18 protein-coding genes are annotated in these 18319 nt (G+C 66.8%); 5 read left to right on the top strand and 13 right to left on the bottom strand.

What is annotated here, in order from left to right:
- Positions 1–30: 30 nt before the first annotated feature.
- A complete protein-coding gene (locus E3T34_RS11415; RefSeq protein ID WP_134343044.1) occupies positions 31–1032 on the bottom strand; it encodes a tetratricopeptide repeat protein in 1002 nt (333 codons plus the stop codon).
- The gene (locus tag E3T34_RS11410; RefSeq protein ID WP_134343043.1) at positions 1029–2831 is read right to left on the bottom strand and encodes a hypothetical protein; all 1803 of its coding nucleotides are present in this window, start codon (positions 2829–2831) and stop codon (positions 1029–1031) included. Before E3T34_RS11410 ends, E3T34_RS11415 begins: the two co-directional genes overlap by 4 nt.
- Before the next feature lie 251 nt (positions 2832–3082).
- On the opposite strand from E3T34_RS11410, the gene E3T34_RS11405 reads away from it, so the two are divergent.
- Both E3T34_RS11405 and E3T34_RS11400 read left to right on the top strand, forming a co-directional pair.
- Positions 3083–4705: a hypothetical protein gene (locus E3T34_RS11405; protein ID WP_104103195.1), complete on the top strand. Its 1623-nt coding sequence runs from the start codon at positions 3083–3085 to the stop codon at positions 4703–4705.
- Positions 4706–4725: 20 nt separating this feature from the next.
- Complete coding sequence (locus E3T34_RS11400; RefSeq protein ID WP_104103192.1) at positions 4726–5775, top strand: AI-2E family transporter; 1050 nt, start codon at positions 4726–4728, stop codon at positions 5773–5775.
- A 12-nt stretch (positions 5776–5787) separates the two neighbouring features.
- Here E3T34_RS11400 and E3T34_RS11395 read toward each other — a convergent pair whose 3' ends face one another.
- The 9 genes from E3T34_RS11395 to rpsB all read right to left on the bottom strand — a co-directional run bounded on the left by E3T34_RS11395 (position 5788) and on the right by rpsB (position 12501).
- The gene (locus tag E3T34_RS11395; protein ID WP_134343042.1) at positions 5788–6516 is read right to left on the bottom strand and encodes an alpha/beta hydrolase; all 729 of its coding nucleotides are present in this window, start codon (positions 6514–6516) and stop codon (positions 5788–5790) included.
- A gap of 28 nt (positions 6517–6544) precedes the next feature.
- Entirely contained in the window at positions 6545–6841 is a 297-nt protein-coding gene (locus E3T34_RS11390) for a hypothetical protein (RefSeq protein WP_134343041.1), read from the bottom strand.
- 39 nt (positions 6842–6880) lie between these two features.
- Positions 6881–7489, bottom strand: coding sequence for a lytic transglycosylase domain-containing protein (locus tag E3T34_RS11385; RefSeq protein ID WP_104103181.1), 609 nt, complete (start codon positions 7487–7489; stop codon positions 6881–6883).
- A gap of 140 nt (positions 7490–7629) precedes the next feature.
- Positions 7630–8178, bottom strand: a complete 549-nt coding sequence (locus E3T34_RS11380; protein WP_104103179.1) for a DivIVA domain-containing protein — start codon at positions 8176–8178, stop codon at positions 7630–7632.
- A 46-nt stretch (positions 8179–8224) separates the two neighbouring features.
- On the bottom strand, positions 8225–9220 hold the full coding sequence (locus tag E3T34_RS11375; RefSeq protein WP_233191535.1) for a phosphatidate cytidylyltransferase: 996 nt from the start codon (positions 9218–9220) through the stop codon (positions 8225–8227).
- A gap of 15 nt (positions 9221–9235) precedes the next feature.
- Entirely contained in the window at positions 9236–9790 is a 555-nt protein-coding gene (frr, locus tag E3T34_RS11370) for a ribosome recycling factor (RefSeq protein ID WP_104103176.1), read from the bottom strand.
- Between the two features lie 31 nt (positions 9791–9821).
- The gene (gene pyrH / locus E3T34_RS11365) at positions 9822–10538 is read right to left on the bottom strand and encodes a UMP kinase (protein WP_104103173.1); all 717 of its coding nucleotides are present in this window, start codon (positions 10536–10538) and stop codon (positions 9822–9824) included.
- A 205-nt stretch (positions 10539–10743) separates the two neighbouring features.
- A complete protein-coding gene (gene tsf / locus E3T34_RS11360) occupies positions 10744–11571 on the bottom strand; it encodes a translation elongation factor Ts (protein WP_134343040.1) in 828 nt (275 codons plus the stop codon).
- Positions 11572–11580: 9 nt separating this feature from the next.
- Positions 11581–12501 (bottom strand): 30S ribosomal protein S2, encoded by a 921-nt coding sequence (rpsB, locus tag E3T34_RS11355; protein WP_134343039.1) that lies wholly within the window; start codon positions 12499–12501, stop codon positions 11581–11583.
- A 323-nt stretch (positions 12502–12824) separates the two neighbouring features.
- Between rpsB and E3T34_RS11350 the strand changes: the two genes are divergently transcribed.
- Positions 12825–13388, top strand: coding sequence for a M23 family metallopeptidase (locus E3T34_RS11350; RefSeq protein ID WP_134343038.1), 564 nt, complete (start codon positions 12825–12827; stop codon positions 13386–13388).
- Positions 13389–13444: 56 nt separating this feature from the next.
- Here E3T34_RS11350 and E3T34_RS11345 read toward each other — a convergent pair whose 3' ends face one another.
- Together E3T34_RS11345 and E3T34_RS11340 are read right to left on the bottom strand one after the other, a co-directional pair.
- Entirely contained in the window at positions 13445–14491 is a 1047-nt protein-coding gene (locus tag E3T34_RS11345; protein ID WP_134343037.1) for a tyrosine-type recombinase/integrase, read from the bottom strand.
- Between the two features lie 11 nt (positions 14492–14502).
- Positions 14503–15402, bottom strand: coding sequence for a phosphodiesterase (locus E3T34_RS11340; RefSeq protein ID WP_134343036.1), 900 nt, complete (start codon positions 15400–15402; stop codon positions 14503–14505).
- A 231-nt stretch (positions 15403–15633) separates the two neighbouring features.
- Here E3T34_RS11340 and E3T34_RS11335 point away from each other — a divergent pair, with 231 nt between their 5' ends.
- The gene (locus E3T34_RS11335; protein WP_134343035.1) at positions 15634–16140 is read left to right on the top strand and encodes a hypothetical protein; all 507 of its coding nucleotides are present in this window, start codon (positions 15634–15636) and stop codon (positions 16138–16140) included.
- Between the two features lie 113 nt (positions 16141–16253).
- Positions 16254–18287 carry a hypothetical protein gene (locus E3T34_RS15880; protein WP_166785892.1) on the top strand — a complete coding sequence of 678 codons (2034 nt, stop codon included), beginning with the start codon at positions 16254–16256 and terminating at the stop codon, positions 18285–18287.
- Positions 18288–18319: the final 32 nt, after the last annotated feature.

Below are 18319 nucleotides of genomic sequence, written 5' to 3'. Positions count from 1 at the left end.
ATCTCCGTCGAATTGGCTCGACGCCGTCGTTTAGTACAGCAGCGCGGTGAGGCGGGAGCGGGTGGGCGGCACCCGCGGGTCGTCTTGGCCGATGACCTCGAACATCTCCAGGATGCGCTCGCGGATCAGGTTGCGGCCGGCCGGCTCCTGCGCGGGAAAGAGGGCGAGCAGCCGATCGAAGGCATCCTCGATGTGACCGCCGGAGAGGTCGAGGTCGGCGACCGCGAGCTGCGTTAGCAGGTCGTCGGGCGCGGCCGCGGCGGCTGAGCGGATCTCGGCCATGGTCTTGCCGTGCAACCGGGCCAGGAGGCTCACCTGGGCCAGGCCGGCGACGGCCATCTGGTCCCGGGGGTCCCGCGCCAGCGCGGTCTTGTAGAGAGCGATCGCCGCGTCATAGTCTCCGCGGTCGATGGCGTCGTAGGCCTCTTGGTGCAGCGGCGGCAGCTCGGGTTCTCCGGAGGCCGGCGCCTCCGCTTCGGCGTCGCCGGAGGCCTCCGGGGCGGCGGCAATGGCGGTGACGCCGTGCTGCGCCGCGAGCTCGAAGACCCGGTGCAGAACCTCGCGCACCTGGCCCTCAGGCAGTGCGCCACTGAACAGCTGCACCGGCTGACCGCCGATCACGGCGGCCACGGTCGGGATCGATTGCGCCTGGAAGGCCTGGGTGAGCTGCGGGTTCGAGTCCACGTCGACCTTGGCCAGCACGAACTGGCCGGCGTATTCCAGGACGAGCTTTTCCAGGATCGGCGTGAGCTGCTTGCACGGCTCACACCATGCGGCCCAGAGGTCCACGATGACCGGAACACTCATCGAGAGTTCCAGTATTTCGCCGAAATTCGCATCCGTGCCCTCGAGCACGAGGCTGGGTACCGCGACCGGACCCGCCGCGGGTGTACCGGGCACGCCCGGCGCCGGCGGTGCGCCCGGCGCCGGCGGTGCGCCCGCGGCCGGCGCCGGTGGACGGTTCACCAGCGTAGACAGGTCGACGGCTCCGCGCAGGTTCATGCCGGACAAGGACGGGGGGACAACACTCATGGAAGCTCCGTTGATGAGATCAGACCCTGGGAGAAACCAAGGAAGACGATTTTTTCGTTCGAACCGGCGGCCGGAACATGGAACAGGAGCTGGTCGCCGTAGGTGCTGGTGATGCCCTTGGCCGTGGCGGTGATGCCGGAGAGGGCCTTGCTGGCACCCTCGGGGCTCACGGTCGCGCCGGCATCCACCGGTTTCACCGTCTCGGTCTCGGTCAGGCTCACGGCGACGATACTGCCGGAGTCGTTGGTCGCCAATGCCACGGTGCGCCCGGTGCCGGCGGCCGCACCGAATTCGATCGACGCCGTCGAGGGCAGGCCGGCCTGGCGTGAGGTCTTCAGTTCGGTGACCTGGGTGCGGAAGCTGTCGCCCTCCGCCTCGAACAGGGCGTAGGAGGGGCTGGCCTCCCCCAGCTGGAGCACGTCGGCGTAGGCCGCGGCGACCTGGTCGGGTGAGAGCAGGAGGAACGTGGAGTCGGGTGCAATGATCGGGGCGCCGATGGTCGCCGGGGCGACCTTGGGAACCGTGGCGGCCGCTTCAAGCTGAATCATGTATTCGACCAGGTAGTCGGCCCGCGGCGACTCCTGTCGCAGCACGAGGGCCGTCGGCGCGGCGGCAGTGTCAGCCTCGTCCTGGAGGACCGTCATGACGACGCGCGGCCAGGTGGAGGACTGCTGCGGCAGCGTGAGCCGGAGGGGTGACGTGGGCAGCGCCGGCAGCGCGGCGATGGCCGGGTCGGCCCCCCGGATCTTGTAGTTCGCCAGTCGCTTCTCCAGTGCCGGGCCGGTGAACCGGGTGGCGAGGATGTCGGCGTTGAGGTTCGCATCGGCATCCGCGGTCAGCGAGGCGATATCGGCCACGATGCGTTCGAGCTGCGGCACCGTCACGGCGGGCGGCGGCACGTCCTGGGCCGGGCCGGCGGTGTCGGTCGGAGCCGGCGTCCCGCTGGTGGCGGCGTCGGGAGCGGACGTGGCCGGCCAGAAATCGGCCGAGCAACCGCTGAGCACCAAACCGCTGACCAGGATCAGGGGCATGGCGACCATGGACCGAGCGATCGACTTACCGGATCCGTTGATCTGGCTCGGCTTGATGGCCTTCGGACGGGGCACGCGCGGGAGCCGGGGCATCCGTGGCCCGCGGGGCAGATTGCGGCGGGGACCGCGGGAGCGGCGCAGGTGCAGGAGCGCCAGGAGGTAGATGATCAAGCCGATTAGGCCGACGGCCGCGCCGCCGACGATCAGCGGGCCTGCCCAGGGTGTGGAGTTGTCGGTGGGCCAGGACAGGCTGACATCTGTGGGCGCGGAGGCCGTGCCGTCGGAGGCCACGATCAGGGAGATGCCGTCGGGAACCTTGAGAGTGGTGGTCAGCGTGTTCTCAGCCGTGAACTCCTGCAGCCACAGGTCGGAGCCCTCCGGGTTGGTGACCGTCTCCGACTCAGCCGCGGAGTCCGCTGGCGCCGCAGAGCCGGACTCAGACTCGGCGGCCGATTCGGCCTCCGTAGCCGGATCGATGAGTGTGCTGCTGAGGGCGACCGTGTCCTTGTCCTTGCGGATGTCGACGTACGGTTCGTCTCCGAGCCACGCCTTGACGTCGTCGGTGCGCCCGTAGGCCAGGAAAACCGTGTCGGAACCGCTGACGGTGATCGTCTGGCTTCCCGGCACGGCGTTGAGAGCACTGGGCTCGACCACCGCGAAGCGGGCGTCCTCCACGGATGCGCTCAGGCTCACCGAGGCCGGATCGAGAAAAATGGTCCGCTGGGCGATGCCGAGCACAATCATTGCCGCAGCAAGGACGAATGCCACTATGGCAAGAACAAAACGCACGTCAACCCTCCTGTGTCGCCGGCCGCTCATCGCGCACACGGGCACGTTGGACCCGGATGCGGGCCCGATCAGCAACAGACAGGACGTCTTACGATACTGGTTGCCCCTGAGAGGCACCTAATAATCCCTCGGGTTGGGACGCGCCAGTGCCTCCTGAACAGACTAAAATTGTGGAGGCTTCCTTCGTCAGTCCGTAAACGGGGGTCAGAGGCCCATTTTGAGGAGACAGCGTGGCGAACGACGAAGCAGACTTCACCCAGGTATTCCGCGGCTACGACCGCGACGAAGTCGACAAGACCATCCAGGGACTGCGCCGCGACCTGATTCAGGCGAATACCCAGGGCACCGAGGCGAAGAAGGAAATCAAACGTCTCACCACCCAGATCGACGATCTGAACGCGGAAATCGAAGAGGTCGGCAGCCCCACGTTCTCCGGCCTCGGCACCAAGCTCGAGAACACCCTGCGCGTGGCGGAAGAGCAGTCGACGAGGGTGATCGCCCAGGCGGACATCGACGCCGAACGGCTGCGCGCCTCCGCAGCAAGCGAAGTGCAGACCCTGCTCCGCGAGGGCAAGGAGCAGGCCGAACGGGCACTGTCGGATGCCGCGGTCAAGGCCGGCCGCATCCTCAATGATGCCGTCGCTGAAGCCGACGACTTACTCGCCCGGGCCCACGAGGACTCCACCACGCTCACCCAGGACGCCGTGCACGAAGCGGCGGCCATCCGCGGAGCGGTGGCCACCGAGGCCGCCGAGCTGCGCGCAACCGTGAAGCGGGAAGTCGCCGCGATCCGCTCGGAAGCGGAGCGCGAGGCCGCCGAGGTTCGCGTGGTGGCCCAGCGGGAGGCGACCGAGGCCCGCGAGGTCGCGGCCGGGCTCACGAGCGAGACCGAGTTGACCCGCTCCGAAGTCGCCCACGAACTCGACCAGCAACGCGCCGACCTGGCCCGGGAAACCGAACAGGCTCGCATCGACCTCGCCGCCGAGACGGAACAGCACCGCATAGACCTCGCCCGGGAAACCGAACAGGCTCGCATCGACCTCGCCCACGAGACCGAGCAGGCCCGCAACCTTCTCGCGATCGAGATCGAGCAGGCGAAAACCGACCTCGAACGGGAGACGCTGCAGCAGCGCGCCGATTTGTCCGTTGAAAGCGAGCAGGCCCAGACCGACCTAGCCCGCGACCTCGAACGCCAGCGCGCCGACCTCAGCCGCGAGGTCGACAAGGCGCGCGTGGGCCTCGCGGCCGAGATCGAACAGTCACACGCCGACCTCGGTCGGGACAATGAGCAGACCCGCGCCGACTTCACCGCCGAAAGCGAGCAGCTGCGCATCGACCTGGAGAACCATCTGACGGCCACCCGCAAGCGGGGAGAGCACGAAGCCGCCAAGCTCAAGCGCGAGATCGATCAGACCAGGGCCGACCTCGACGTCGAGCTGAAGGCCCGGCGGGACGAAGCGGAGCAGGGCCAGCTGCAGCGCCACCAGGAGGCGGTGGCCCAGACGCAGAAGTTCGTCGCGGATGCCACCAAGCAGCTTGCCGAGACCAACCGGCGCACGGTCGAACTGCGCGCATTGAACGACCAGCTGGACGCCTCCGCCCGCGACGAGGTCAGGGCATCGAAGAAGGTTGCCGAGGAGTCGGCGGAACGTCTGGTGCGGGACGCCGAGACGCGGGCCGCCGCGCTGGCGACCGATGCCGAACTGCGCACGCGCGTGCTTGTGGCCGACGCGGAGGAGCGTCTGTCCCAGATTAGGATTGAGCGTGACGCCGTGGCCGGCTACTTCGAGAGCCTGCGCGGTCTGCTCACACAGGCGGAAAAGGTCGCCGCCAGCGACGACGACGAGCGCTGACACCAGCCGAGGGGATATCAGTGAAGATCCAGAATGCTTTTCGCGTCGGACTGATCGGCACCCTGGGCGTCGGCGTCGGCCTGCTCATCATCACGTCGGTGATCACTCTGCAAACGATCATCACCTACATCGGTGCGGCACTGTTCCTCGCGCTCGGGCTCGACCCGGCCATCTCCTGGCTGGAGAAGAAGAGGTTTCCCCGCTGGGCAGCCATGCTCACGGTGCTTGTTGCCGTGATCGGGGTTCTGACCGGAGTGATCTTCGCCGTCGTGCCGATCATCGTCAACCAGGTCTCCAACCTCTCCAAGGCCATCCCGGACCTGGTCACGTCGATCAACACCTCCACCTTTCTCGCCGATGTACAGAGGCAGTTTCCGGCTCTCCCGCTGTCGAAAATCACAGAGTCGGTCACCGATTTCGTCGGCGGCAACATCACCAACATCACGAGCACGATCATCCAGTCCGGCCTCGCCATCGTCAGCGGACTTTTCGGCGCCCTGATCATCCTGATCCTCACGCTGTACTTCACGGCATCGCTGAACAGCATCAAGCAGGCCGTATACCAGCTGGTACCAGCCTCGAAGCGGGCTCGGTTCGCCGATCTCAGCGAGCAGATCACGACATCCGTCGGCCGATTCGTGATCGGCCAGGGAGCCCTGGCGCTCTGCAACGGCGTGCTCAGCTTCACCTTCCTGTCGATCATCGGCGCGCCGTTCCCGGCGCTGCTCGCGCTGATCGCGTTCCTGTTCTCGCTGATCCCCCTCGTGGGCACGATCTCCGGGTCGATCATCATCGTGCTGACCTGCCTGATCCCCGGAATCGGCAGCTCGACGTTCACAGCGTTGGTCGCCGCGATCTACTACCTGATCTACATGCAGGTAGAGGCCTACCTGCTCAGCCCCAACATCATGAACCGGGCCGTGTCCGTTCCCGGCGCCGTCGTTGTGGTCGCCGCTCTCGCGGGCGGCAGTCTGCTCGGCATCCTCGGCGCGCTGATCGCCATCCCCGTCGCCGCGGCAACCATCATGATCATCAAGCAGGTCGTGATCCCCCGACAGAACAAACTCTAGGCCGATCGGGTACTAGGCCGACGCAGTCCACTCCGTGGGCAGAGGCGCGGCGGCCGGGTTGACCACGGCGACGATCTCGTCGAGTACGCGGCGGGTGGCACTCTCCCCCACCCACAGGTGCTTCCCGCCCTCCACGGCGATGAGCCGGGTGTCCGGCACGCTCGCGAAGCGTTCCCGGGCCTCCTCGGGGCGGAGATAGTCGTCGAACTCGGGGATGACGGCCACCAGCCGCGCGTTCCGGCCGGTCCAGGCGGCCAGCTCGGCGTCAGAGGCCCGGTGCAGTGGCGGAGACAAGAGGATGGCACCCCGGATCGGGTGCTCCAGGCCGTACTTGATTGCAAGCTCCGTGCCGAACGACCAGCCGAGCAGCCAGGGATCGGGCAGCCCGCGCTCGGCGACGAACGCCATCGCGGCGGCAACGTCGAGGCGCTCATCGACGCCGCCGCCGAAGCTGCCGCCACTCGTGCCGCGCGGCGAGGTCGTGCCGCGAGTGTTGAAGCGCAGCACCGCCAGGTCGGCCAAGGCCGGCAGCCGCCCGGCCGCCTTGCGCAGGATGTGCGAGTCCATGAAGCCGCCGTGGGTGGGCAGCGGATGCAGCGTCACCAGCGTCGCCACCGGTGCCCGGCTCACGGGCGTGGCCAGTTCGCCGACCAAGGTCAGGCCGTCCGCGGTGTGCAGCTCGATCTGCTCGCGCACGGCCGGTAGCTCGACGCCGCCGCGAATTTCCACACTCGAAGTCATGGTTTCTCCCCTGGTGCCGCTTGGGCGGTTATTTGATCTTCCAGCAGTGCGAGTGCCAGTGGCGCCTCGCGGCAAGGTCGGATGCCTCACCCATGACGCCGTCGCCGCGCCAGGCGACCACGTGCGCGGTGCCGGGCGCAACCTGGCGGTGGCAACCGGGGCACACGTACGACTTCACGGCTTGCGGCCCCGGTACGGGTTGCACCGTCCAGAGGCCGTCGCGGCGGGTTTCCGTGCGTCGCCAGCCGGCGCGCATCCGCTCAAGGCCGTCATCAGCGGCTCCCGGACCGGGCTTGCGGCCACGGGGTCGGTTGCTGCGGGCCATTGAGCCAGTCTATGTGCGAGCCTGGAAGAACAAGGAGCGCTAGTACCAGCCGACGTCGCCGGAGTGCGCCCAGGCGCCGCAGGGGGTGCCATAGCGGCCCGAGATGTAGCCGAGGCCCCACTGGATCTGGGTCGCGGGGTTGGTCGCCCAGTCGTCGCCGGCGGTGGCCATCTTGGAGCCCGGCAGTGACTGCGGGATTCCGTAGGCACCGCTGGAGCTGTTCTCCGCATTGACGCGCCAGCCGGACTCCTTGTTCCAGAGCGACACGAGACAGTTGAACTGATCGTCGCCCCAGCCGCGGGCGGCCACCGCATCAGCGGCGATCGCCTGCGCCGAACCGGGGTCAGGAACGGCCGCCGATGGAGCCGAACTCGACGCGGACTTGGACGCGACGGGAGCGGCGACGGGAACGGGAACAGGCTTGGGTTTCTCGGTGACGGTGAAACTGTCACGCGTGAAGATGTTCGAGGCTGCCGCAGCGACCTGGATCTCCTGGGCTGCCTCACCGTTGAATCGGTCGCCGGCAACCTGGAAGTAGGGTGACGCCGTCGCGCCGGAATACGGGTCGACGATAGTGACGAGCACGAACGCCGCTGCGGCGGTGAAGGCGAAGAGGGGGACGCGCCCGCGCGAGCGGGACCTTCTCATTCTCACCTTGAAGGGCCTACCGGCGTGTTCGGATGCAATGATGTTCAAATGTCTACCCACGATTTGCCGATCCTATCGGAAATCCGACATAACAGCCAGATAACGGTGCCGATTGACCTCGACACGGCGCGCGGCGCAACTCAACGGACGGCCAGGATCACATCGACGACGCTGTCCAGCACAACGTCGACCTGGGCTTCCCGGTAACCGCCGCGCTGGGGCCGGAACACGGCGCAGCGCACATCTTCCACCGTTATGGGGAGCCCGTCTTCGAAGTACCGGACGAGCTTGTGGGAGAACCGGTCGACATCCGCCCGGCTGTAGCCGACGCTGAGAACGCTCACCCGGTGGAAGCGGTGTCCGTCCTTCCGGCTGAGCCGGTTCACGAGCACCTGAGCGAGGTCATGCACCTCAGCGAGCCACGCCTCGGTGCCCTGCGCCTGCGCCGCACGGTCCCGGTCGCGCGTCGCGAAGGCGTCTTCGAGACGCTCGAGGGCCGCATCCACGTGCGCAGGCGAATATCCGCCCTTGTGCATGCTGAACGCAGTGTGACGGATGTCCTCGGCGGTCAACCCGACGCTGTCGTCGGTGGCGTCATACGCTTTTCGGGCGACAGCGAGGAACTCCTCCACCTGCGGAGCGCTGTAGCCGAGCGTCTTCTTGCCGGTCCGAGGGAAGGTGGAGGTCACCGGAACATTCTGCCTCACTGCCGCGCGCCTGACTAAACCGAGGCCGCTAAGCGAAAATCAGGTAGAGGGCGTACGCGGCTGCGGCCGACGGCAGGATCGAATCCAACCGGTCGAGGAGACCGCCGTGACCAGGCAGCCAGGAGCTCATGTCCTTGATGCCGAGGTCACGCTTGATCAGGGATTCGGCCAGGTCGCCGAAGGTCGCGGTGAACAAGATGACCACACCGAAGACGAGGCCGAACCACCAGGGCTGGTCGAGCATGAACACTGCCAGCAGCACGCCGATCCCGATACAGGCGACGCCGGCGCCAGCGAACCCTTCCCAGGTCTTCTTCGGGCTGATTGAGGGGACCATGCGGTGCTTGCCGAAGCTGAGGCCGGCGGCGTACGCCGCGGTGTCGGCGGAGATGACCAGCAGCAGGAAGGCGAGGGTCCACCACTGCCCGTCGGGCTGGGCGACCAGGAGCACAGAAAAGCTGCCGAGAAAGACGACGTAGGCCTGGATCAGGAAGCCACCACCGATGTCGCCGAGCACCTCCCGGGAGGGAGCGCGGTGGGCGCGCCGGACGAGAAAAGCCAGCCGCCACAGGGCGATCAACCCAATGCCGGCGAGCGTGCCCAGCCACTGGCCCGCCGCGCCGAGGTAGAACGCGGCAGGCACGACACCCACGGATGCCAGGACGACCGGTACGCGCGGCACGTTACGTCCGGCGAGACGGAGAGCCTGAGCGAGCTCGAAGGCCGTGAAGCCCACGAACGCGATCGCGCAGACCATGAACAGGTCTTTGATGAAGATGAGGCTGAACAGCATGAACAAGCCAAGCGCGAGCCCGATCAGGGTTGCCAGGATCAGGTTGCGCCCGGTGCGCGCCTGGATACGTTCCTGAGTCGCATCCAGCTGCGCCCGGGTCGCCAGCATTTGACGTTCGAGATCGGCCTTCTTCGACTGCATCTGGGCCCTGAACTCGGCGCGACTGACACCATGCTCGCGCTTGGCGCGCAGCCCTTCGCGTTCTCCGGAATCGCCTGATTCGTCCGTCATGAGGCTGGATCGTCCTTAGATCTCGAGGAGTTCTGCTTCTTTGCGCTTGAGGGCGTCGTCGATGGCATCCACGTGGGTCTTGGTGATGTGTTCGAGTTCTTTCTCGCCGCGGGCCACGTCGTCGTCTCCCACTTCACTCTTGAGGGCGTCGAGGTCGTCCTTGGCCTTGCGGCGCAGGTTGCGCACCGACACCTTGGCATCTTCGGCCTTGGTGCGCACGATCTTGACGTATTCCTTGCGGCGGTCCGCGGTCAGCTCCGGCAGCGTGGCCCGGATGACGTTGCCGTCGTTTCCGAGGTTGGCGCCCAGGTTCGGAGTGTCGCGAATGGCCTGCTCAATGTCTCGCAGGGCGCCCTTGTCGTACGGCCCGATCAGGAGCGTGCGGGCCTCCTGGTTCTGCAGCGAGGCGAGCTGTTCCAGTGGCGTCGGTGTGCCGTAGTAGTTCACCAGGATCTTGGCGAACATCTGCGGGTTCGCACGACCGGTTCTCACGGTCGCGAAGTCGTCTTTGGCAGCTTCCACGGCCTTGTGCATGCGGGCGGTGGCGTCGGACAGAACATCCGTGATCACGATGACTCCTTCTTCGATGGCGTTGTCAAGCTTAGTTGGAGACAAGGGTTCCCAGATCGGCGCCGAGAATGGCAGCCGTCACGTTGCCGTGCGGGGCCATGCCGAACACCTGCATGGGCATTCCGTTGTCCATGCAGAGGCTGAAGGCCGTCGAGTCGACGACCTTGAGGCCGCGCTGCAGTGCCTCCTGGTAGGTGATGTGGTCGATCTTGTGCGCGTCCGGGTTGGTGCGCGGGTCGTCGGAGTAAATCCCGTCGACGCCGTTCTTGGCGACGAGCACGATGTCCGCATCGATTTCCAGGGCACGCTGGGCCGCAACCGTATCGGTGGAGAAATAGGGCAGCCCGGCGCCCGCGCCGAAGATGACCACGCGGCCCTTTTCGAGGTGGCGTTCCGCGCGACGAGGGATGTACGGCTCGGCGACCTGGGTCATTGCGATCGCGGACTGCACCCGTGTCTCGGATCCGGCCTGCTCGAGGAAGTCCTGGAGGGCAAGGGCGTTCATCACGGTGCCGAGCATGCCCATGTAGTCGGCACGGCCGCGGTCCATTCCACGCTGCGACAATTCGGCGCCGCGGAAGAAGTTGCCGCCGCCGACGACGATGGCGATTTCCACCGTCTTGGCCGCCTCGGCGATCTCGCGGGCGAGGGCGCTGATGACGTCGGGATTGACGCCCAGGCTGCCTGCCCCGAAGGCTTCGCCGGAAAGTTTGAGGAGGACCCTGCGCTTCTTGACCGTATCTGACATTCTGTGCGCTTCTTCCCTCGTGATGCTCTGTGCCGTGCTGTGCTGTGCAGTGTTGCCTTGGGTTGGGTTGGGTTGTGTTGTGTTGCGCCGTGCCGTGTTCCGGCGGTGTTCTAAAACTACTGGGTGGGCTGGTGGGTGCCCACACACAGAAGGAGACCGGATTGCGACTGCAACCCGATCTCCTTCACTACGATCAAACGACCGGTTACGCGCCGACCTTGAATCGGGCGAAGCCCGAGACGGTCAGTCCGGCGTCAGCCAGGACCTTGCTGACGGACAGCTTGTTGTCCTTGGCATAATCCTGTTCGAGGAGTGCAACCTGCTTGAAGTACGCGGTGACGCGACCCTCGACAATCTTGGGCAGTGCAGCCTCCGGCTTGCCCTCGTTCTTCGAGATCTCGGTGACGATCCGGCGTTCGGCCTCAACGAGGTCGGAGGGAACGTCTTCGCGAGCGAGGTACTCGGGGTTCGCGAAGGAGATGTGCTGAGCCACGCTGCGCGCGGTCTCCGCGTCACCTCCGGAGTAACCCAGAACAACGCCGACCTGCGGGGGCAGGTCCTTGCTCGTCTTGTGCAGGTAGATCGCGAACTTCTCACCCGCGACGGATGCGACGCGGCGAAGTTCGAACTTCTCGCCAATGATCGCGGCCTCGCCGTCGATGAGCTGGCCGACGGTCTGACCGTCGACCGGAGCGGCCAGGCCTTCCTCGACCGTGGTGGCCGCGGCAGCGGCGACCGCGTCCAAGACCTTCTCGGCTAGTGCAACGAACTTATCGCCCTTGGCGACGAAGTCGGTCTCGCAGGCGAGTTCGATCAGGGTGGCGGTGTTGCCGATTTCCTTGGCAGCGACGAGTCCCTCGGAGGTGGAACGATCGGCGCGTTTGGCGTTACCCTTCGCACCCTTCATTCGAAGGATTTCGACGGCCTTTTCCATGTCGCCTTCGGCTTCAACGAGGGCGTTCTTGGTGTCGACCATGCCGGTACCGAGGCGCTCGCGCAGCGCTTTGACGTCTGCGAGGCTGATGCTTGCCATGCTTGGTCCTTACTTGGTTTCTTCGGCAAGAGCGTCGGCTGCAACAACGGCTGCGGCTTCGGCTTCTGCGGCTGGGGCTGCGGCGGCTTCCTCGTCGGCAACCGGCGCGGCCACGACGGCCTCTGCGGTCTCGTCGGAGACGGCGACGGCTTCGTCAGCTGCCGGGGCGTTCTCGGCAGGAGCGGCCAGGAGTTCGGCTTCCCACGCGGCGAGAGGCTCGATTTCAGCCTCCGGCTTGGCGTGGCGCTGGATGAGGCCCTCGGCCGCAGCGTCCGCGATGATGCGGGTCAGCAGGCCGACGGAACGAATGGCGTCGTCGTTGCCCGGGATCGGGTACTGGACGTCGTCCGGGTCGCAGTTGGTGTCGAGGATCGCGATGACGGGGATGCCGAGCTTGCGGGCTTCGTCAATGGCGAGGTGCTCCTTGTTGGTGTCCACAACCCACAGCGCCGACGGCGTCTTCGTGAGGTTGCGGATGCCGCCGAGGCTCTTGTGCAGCTTGACGAGCTCGCGCTTCTTGATGAGCATTTCCTTCTTCGTGAAACCGCTCTTGGCGGTGTCCTCGAAGTCGAGCTCTTCAAGCTCTTTCATGCGCGCCAGACGCTTGGAAACGGTCTGGAAGTTGGTGAGGAGGCCGCCGAGCCAGCGCTGGTTGACGTAGGGCTGGCCCACGCGGATGGCCTGTTCGGCGATCGATTCCTGCGCCTGCTTCTTCGTTCCGACGAAGAGGATGGTGCCGCCGTGGGCAACCGTCTCCTTGACGAAGTCGTAGGCCTTGTCGACAAACCCGAGCGACTGCTGCAGGTCGATGATGTAGATGCCGGAGCGCTCCGTGAAGATGAAGCGCTTCATCTTCGGGTTCCAACGGCGGGTCTGGTGCCCGAAGTGCACGCCGCTGTCGAGCAGCTGGCGGATGGTTACGACGGCCATGAGCCGTTCTCCTTGTCCGGCGCGCGCTGCGATGCAGACGAACGCCAATCGGTTTGTGTCGTGATCGGATGATCACCACTCCTGGTGCCCGGCACAGAACCGCCTCGCATCTGAAAGAAACGAGGACCGAGTGGGTCTGGAGGCCGAATGGGCACGCGTAGTCAGCACGCAAGCGCTGCTCCTCAAAGGTTAGCACCCACGGGGGTGCCCCGTGCGCGCACCGGCACGTGCGGGCGTCCCTCCCCAGGCGGGGTGGTACGGGATCCGGTCACGGATACCGCCCTCGCCGGTTTAGGGCGGGACGGAGGCCGCACGGTGGTGGCATGAATGCCTTCCGTCTGCTCATCGCGGCCGCGCTGCTGCCGCTGTCCTGCCTGTCCATGGTGCGGAGCGACGCGGCGGGTGTGACATTGCCCGGGGCGGCGTCGGTCACGGAGACGGCCGCGGAGACGGCCACCTCCGGCACCTGGCACTGGCCGCTGGCTCCGCCGCATCCGTTGCTCCGGGGTTTCCTGGCGCCGGCCACCCAGTATGCGCCGGGCCATCGAGGTCTGGACCTGTCGGCCGAGGCCGGCCGGGAGGTGGTTGCACCGGCCGAGGGTATCGTCTCGTTCGCCGGGGTCGTGGTCGACCGCCCCGTACTCTCGATCGAACATGACGACGGCCTGGTATCCAGCATCGAGCCGGTGTCGGCCAGTGTCGCGGTCGGTGACCGGGTCGCGGCAGGGCAGCCCGTCGGCCAGGTTGCCGACGGCGGGCACTGCGCTGGGCAGTGCCTGCATCTTGGCGCCCGGTTGAACGGTGGCTATGTGTCACCACTGCTGTATCTGGTCGGAGTTCCTCGCGCGGTGCTGCTGCCGGCACTGCTCCTGAGAGGAGACAGCTGAGGGGCCGGCAGCCGCGAGGTAGTCGCGGAGCAGTCCCGGAACCCGTCGCCGGGGAGTCAGGCGCGCGGGTGCGCGGTGCGGTAGCTCTGTTTGAGGCGTTCGGCCGAGACATGAGTGTAGATCTGGGTGGTGCCGAGGCTGGAGTGGCCAAGCAGCTCCTGCACGGCCCGGAGGTCGGCTCCGCCGTCGAGCAGGTGGGTGGCCGCCGTGTGGCGGAGGGCGTGCGGGCCGGCCGGCCCGTTGCCGGGCACATCGGCGAGCAGAGTGGCGACCAGCCGGTAGACCGCCCGCACGCCGAGGCGCTGGCGGCGCGCACCAAGGAACAGCGCGCTCACCGGCGTCGCGGCGTTCTCGGCTGCGGTTTTCGCTGCGTGCGCGCGGTTCTCGGCAGCGGGCCCCACGGTCCCGGCGGGGGCTGCGGTCTCGGCGGGCGCTGCGGTCTCAACGAGCCGGGGGCGGCCCCGTTCGAGATAGGCGAGGATCGCGTGCTGGGCCGGCACGCCGAAGGGAACGACGCGTTCCTTGGAACCCTTGCCGGTGACCCGCACGGTGAGTCGGTGCAGATCGACGTCGGTGACGTCGAGGCCAACGAGCTCCGAGACCCGCAACCCCGACGCATAGAGTAGTTCCACTATCGCGAGGTCGCGCAGCGCCGCCGGGTCGGGACCGGCGGCACGAAGTTCCAGGTGGGTGAGTAGCTCCTGCATTTGGGTGTGGTTGATCACTCGGGGCAGTGGTCTGCCGGGTTTCGGCGAGCGCAGCCGCACGGCGGGGTCGGTTGCGCTGCCGCCGGTGCGTGCCAGCCAGGCCGTGAAGCTGCGGGCGGAGGCCGACCGCCGGGCAATGGTCGCCCGCGCCAGCCCCGACTGGGTCCCGACCCACAGCCAATCGCGGAGCAGATCGAGGCTCAGCGCCGCCGGGTCGATGACGCTGCGAGTTTCGGCGAAGGCGATAAGTCCCGCCAGGTCGGTGCGGTAGGCGCGCACGGTGTGTACGGAGAAGCCGCGCTCAACGGCCAGGTAGACCACGAAGTCGTCGACAGACGCATTGAGGAGGTGCACCGGCGCGGGAACCGGCGGTGGTATGCGAACGGACTCAGGCATAGTCACCTCGGTCAGACCTGCCGCGAGAAGGCCTCGGTGCGCTCGTCGGGCGTAAGCGCCTCCATCCGATCGAGGAAGGCCGCGTCGAAGCCGGTCGCTGCCGGAAACTCGCCGAGAGCCACATGCGAGTGCACGATCTGGTCGTCGTAGACGTGCACGAGGTTGATCGATTGCCCACCCTGCAGACCGCTGAGCGCCCCCTGCGGCGCGGTCGGATCGATCGTGTAGCAGGTCGCTGCGGCGACCGACACCGGGATACCCGCGAAGAGTCCGGTCGTCGCGTAGTGCAGGTGTCCGCCCAGGATCGCCCGGATATCGCTGCCGGCCACCACCTCGGCCAGTCGGGGCTGCCCCCGCAGCTCGAGGATGGACAACAGCGGCAACATCGTGGGCACGGGCGGATGATGAAGCGCCAGCAGGGAGCCGTGCGGAGCAGGCTCGCTGAGCACCTCGGCCAGCCACGCTAACTGCGCGCCGGACAGGTCGCCGTGGTGATAGCCCGGAACACTCGTGTCCAGTGCGATGATGCGCACTCCCCCGATTTCGAATACCCGGTCGATCGGCGCCGAGGATCCTTTTTCCCGGAGCAGCTCGGTGCGGAAGGCCTCGCGCTTGTCGTGGTTCCCCATCACCCAGATGACGGGGGCGCCCATCCGTTCGGCCGCGGCCTCGACAATGTCACGCACCCGGCGGTACGCAGCGGCTTCACCGCGGTCGGCGATGTCACCGGTGAAGAGCAGCGCGTCGGGCCGGAGACCGGACCGCTCCAACTGTGCCATCGCCTGGTACACGGTGGTGTCGGTGTCGACCGCGCCGTAGAGCGCTCGACCTCCGCCGAGGAAGTGGGTGTCGCTGATATGCGCGATGAGGTGGGTGGCTGGAGGGTACTGGCCCAGTTGCACGGCTGACATGGCTCACCTTTCGTGGGTGCCGCCCAGACTACGGCCTGCCCCCGACGTCGGCCTGTCGTCGCGCAAATTCACCCTTCGGTGGGATTCGCGCGAACCCACTATTGGGGGGGCCCGCAGCCCCATTCTGTGGGCTCATCCGGCCTAACGGCGCACACGAGACCGCCCTAGCTTTCAGCACGTGTCCTCACAGATGAGGACTGTCGAGACCCGAAATCGATAGAAGGGCATCACATGACCAAGAAGACCACACCCGAGGCAACCGCCGGCACCGCCAAGCAGCTGCGGGTGAGGAGCATCGCGCTCGTCGCGGCCGCGATGCTCCTGGTCGGCGGAGGCGGAGCGTACGCCTACTGGTCGACGACCGGCTCCGGCACCGGTGCGGCGGCCAACGCCAAGTCCAACGGCTCGCTGGTGCTGAGCGCCCACCTGGCCGACGGTCTGACCCCGGGCGCCTCCGTGCCGGTGACGTACTCCGCAAAAAATGCGGGCACGTCCAGCCTCAAGGTCGCAACCATCTCCCAGACCGGCAGCACTGACGCCCCGGGGTGTGTCTTCGCCGACAACTTTACGATCGCCCCGTCCGTCGTCTCCGACGCGCGCGTGATGGGCATGCCCAGGAGCCAGACCGTCGTCGATGTGACCATCACGGGAGCCTCGACGCTCATGTTCCTTGACACCGCTGACGACCAGGACGCCTGCAAGGGCGCCACCGTCACGCTGACGCTCAAGTCCAACTAGCTCGATCACAGGTGGGCAGGCTCTCTCCGAGCCTGCCCACCTGTGCGATTTTCATTTTGGTACATCTGAGTCCCTGAACATTCATGCTCGTTCGACAGCTGTGAGAGGTTGACGTGACTTCCCTCCGTGCCCACCGTTCCGCATCCGGAAACACCCGCCTCTCATTCTTCGGCCTCACCGCCGCCGTGACCCTTGCCGTGTTGGTCGTGTCCGTAACCGGTGGCGCCTCCGCGTATTACACCGCCCCCGGGTTCGGCTCCGGCTCGGCAGCCCTCGGCACGCTGCTTCCGCCCACCGACGTGCTCGTTCCCGCGACGAGCGCTGGCACCGTGAGCCTGCGCTGGACGGCATCCGTCGGCACGCCCGCGCCGACCGGCTCCTGCGCCACCCGCACCAAGACCGGCACCGGCACGCCGACCCCGGCCTGCGGCACCAGCCCGACCATCATCGTGGCCACCGCGTTTTGCGACGACCTGCTCGTTCTGACCGGCGACTATACCTTCACGGTCACCGCCGTCTACAACGGCTGGACCGCGGCGAGCGCCCCCAGTGGCAGCGTGACGATCTCGAATCCGACGAAAGTCGCGTTCCAGGCCCAACCGTCCGACGCGACCAGCGGCGCCGTCTTCACTGCCCAGCCCAGCGTCGCGATCCAGAATGCCGCCGGAGACACCGTGCCCACCAGTACCAGCCCGGTCACACTGGCAATCACCGGGTCGCCCGCCGACGCCAGGCTCACGTGCCCAACCAACCCGCTGGCGGCAGCATCCGGTGTCGCGGTCTTCACCGGCTGCGCCATCGACAGGGCCGGCACCTATACGCTCACCGCGGCCTCCGGTGCCCTGACCGCCGCCACGAGCACCGCCCTGACCGTTTCCGTGGGCTCCGCGAAGAAACTGTCCTTCACCCAACCTGCCGTTGACTTCTCCATCACCAGCCAGACCACGTTCGCCGCGCCCGTCCAACCGGTGGTCACCGTTCAGGACGCCGGCGGAAACACCATCACCGGCAGCACCGCAACAATCAGCCTCGGCCTCACCTCACCCGCCGGGGCCAGCCTGACCTGCGCCGCGAACGCCCGGGCTGCCGTCTCAGGCATCGCCGCCTTCGCCGGCTGCCAGATCGACAAGGCCGGCAGCTACACGCTCACCGCCACCTCGGCCGGGCTCGTCGACGCCACGAGCAACGGCATCAACGTCACCGCCGGGCCTCCTGAGAGACTCGTCTTCACCGCACAGCCCGCCAATAGCAGTAGCGGCGGAACCCCGTTCTCAACCCAACCTGTCATTGCCGTGCAGGATGCGTTCGGAAACACCGTCACCACCAGCCTCAGCCTCACGACCCAGGCAGGCGCCGCGCTGTCCTGCACCTCAGGCAACCCGCTCGCGGCCGCGTCCGGTGTCGCGGCCTTCACCGGTTGCCGGATCGACAAACCCGGCAGCTACACACTCACGGCGGCCTCAGGGACCTGGACGGCCGAGTCCAGCAGCCTCACCATATCGGTCGGCTCCGTAGCGAAACTAGCCATCGCCTTCCCGACCAGCACCGCCATCAGTCAGAGTGCCTTCTCCACCCAACCGGTTGTCACGGTGCAGGATGCCGGTGGCAACACCGTCACGAACAGCACCGCAGCCGTGACATTGAGCCTCACCAACACACCCGTCGGGGCCACCCTGTCCGCGTGTGCTTCCGCCAGCACCGCCGGCGTCACGACCTTCACCGGTTGTCGGATCGACAAGGCCGGCGCCTACACACTGACGGCCGTCGTGGCAGGCCCCATCACGGCCACGAGCAACACCACCACGATCTCGGCCGGGGCCGCGTCAAAACTCGCTTTCACCGGAACATTCCCTCAGAAGAGCCATAAGAGGAACGACTTCTTCGTGCCTCAGCCGGAAATCACGATCCAGGATGCCTTCGGCAACACAGCGAACGCCGCTGTAAGCGTCACGCTCTCTGCGAGTCCACCGTCCAACAGATCCGGCACGCTGTCGTGCGCGGCGACAACCAGGACTTCTCTCAACGGTGTTGCTACGTTCAGTGGCTGCCAGGTCAGTTACCAAGGCAATCAAGCGGGCCTGTACACGTTCACGGCGGAAGCTTCAAGGCTTGTGAGCGCCTCCGTCATCGTCACGATCGTCCAGTGATCAGGAGTCTTCCAGTGATCATGGATGACAAC

This window comes from Cryobacterium sp. TMT1-62, assembly GCF_004403145.1.
GTDB lineage: Bacteria > Actinomycetota > Actinomycetes > Actinomycetales > Microbacteriaceae > Cryobacterium > Cryobacterium sandaracinum.
This window is presented reverse-complemented; position numbering and strand designations above follow the sequence as displayed.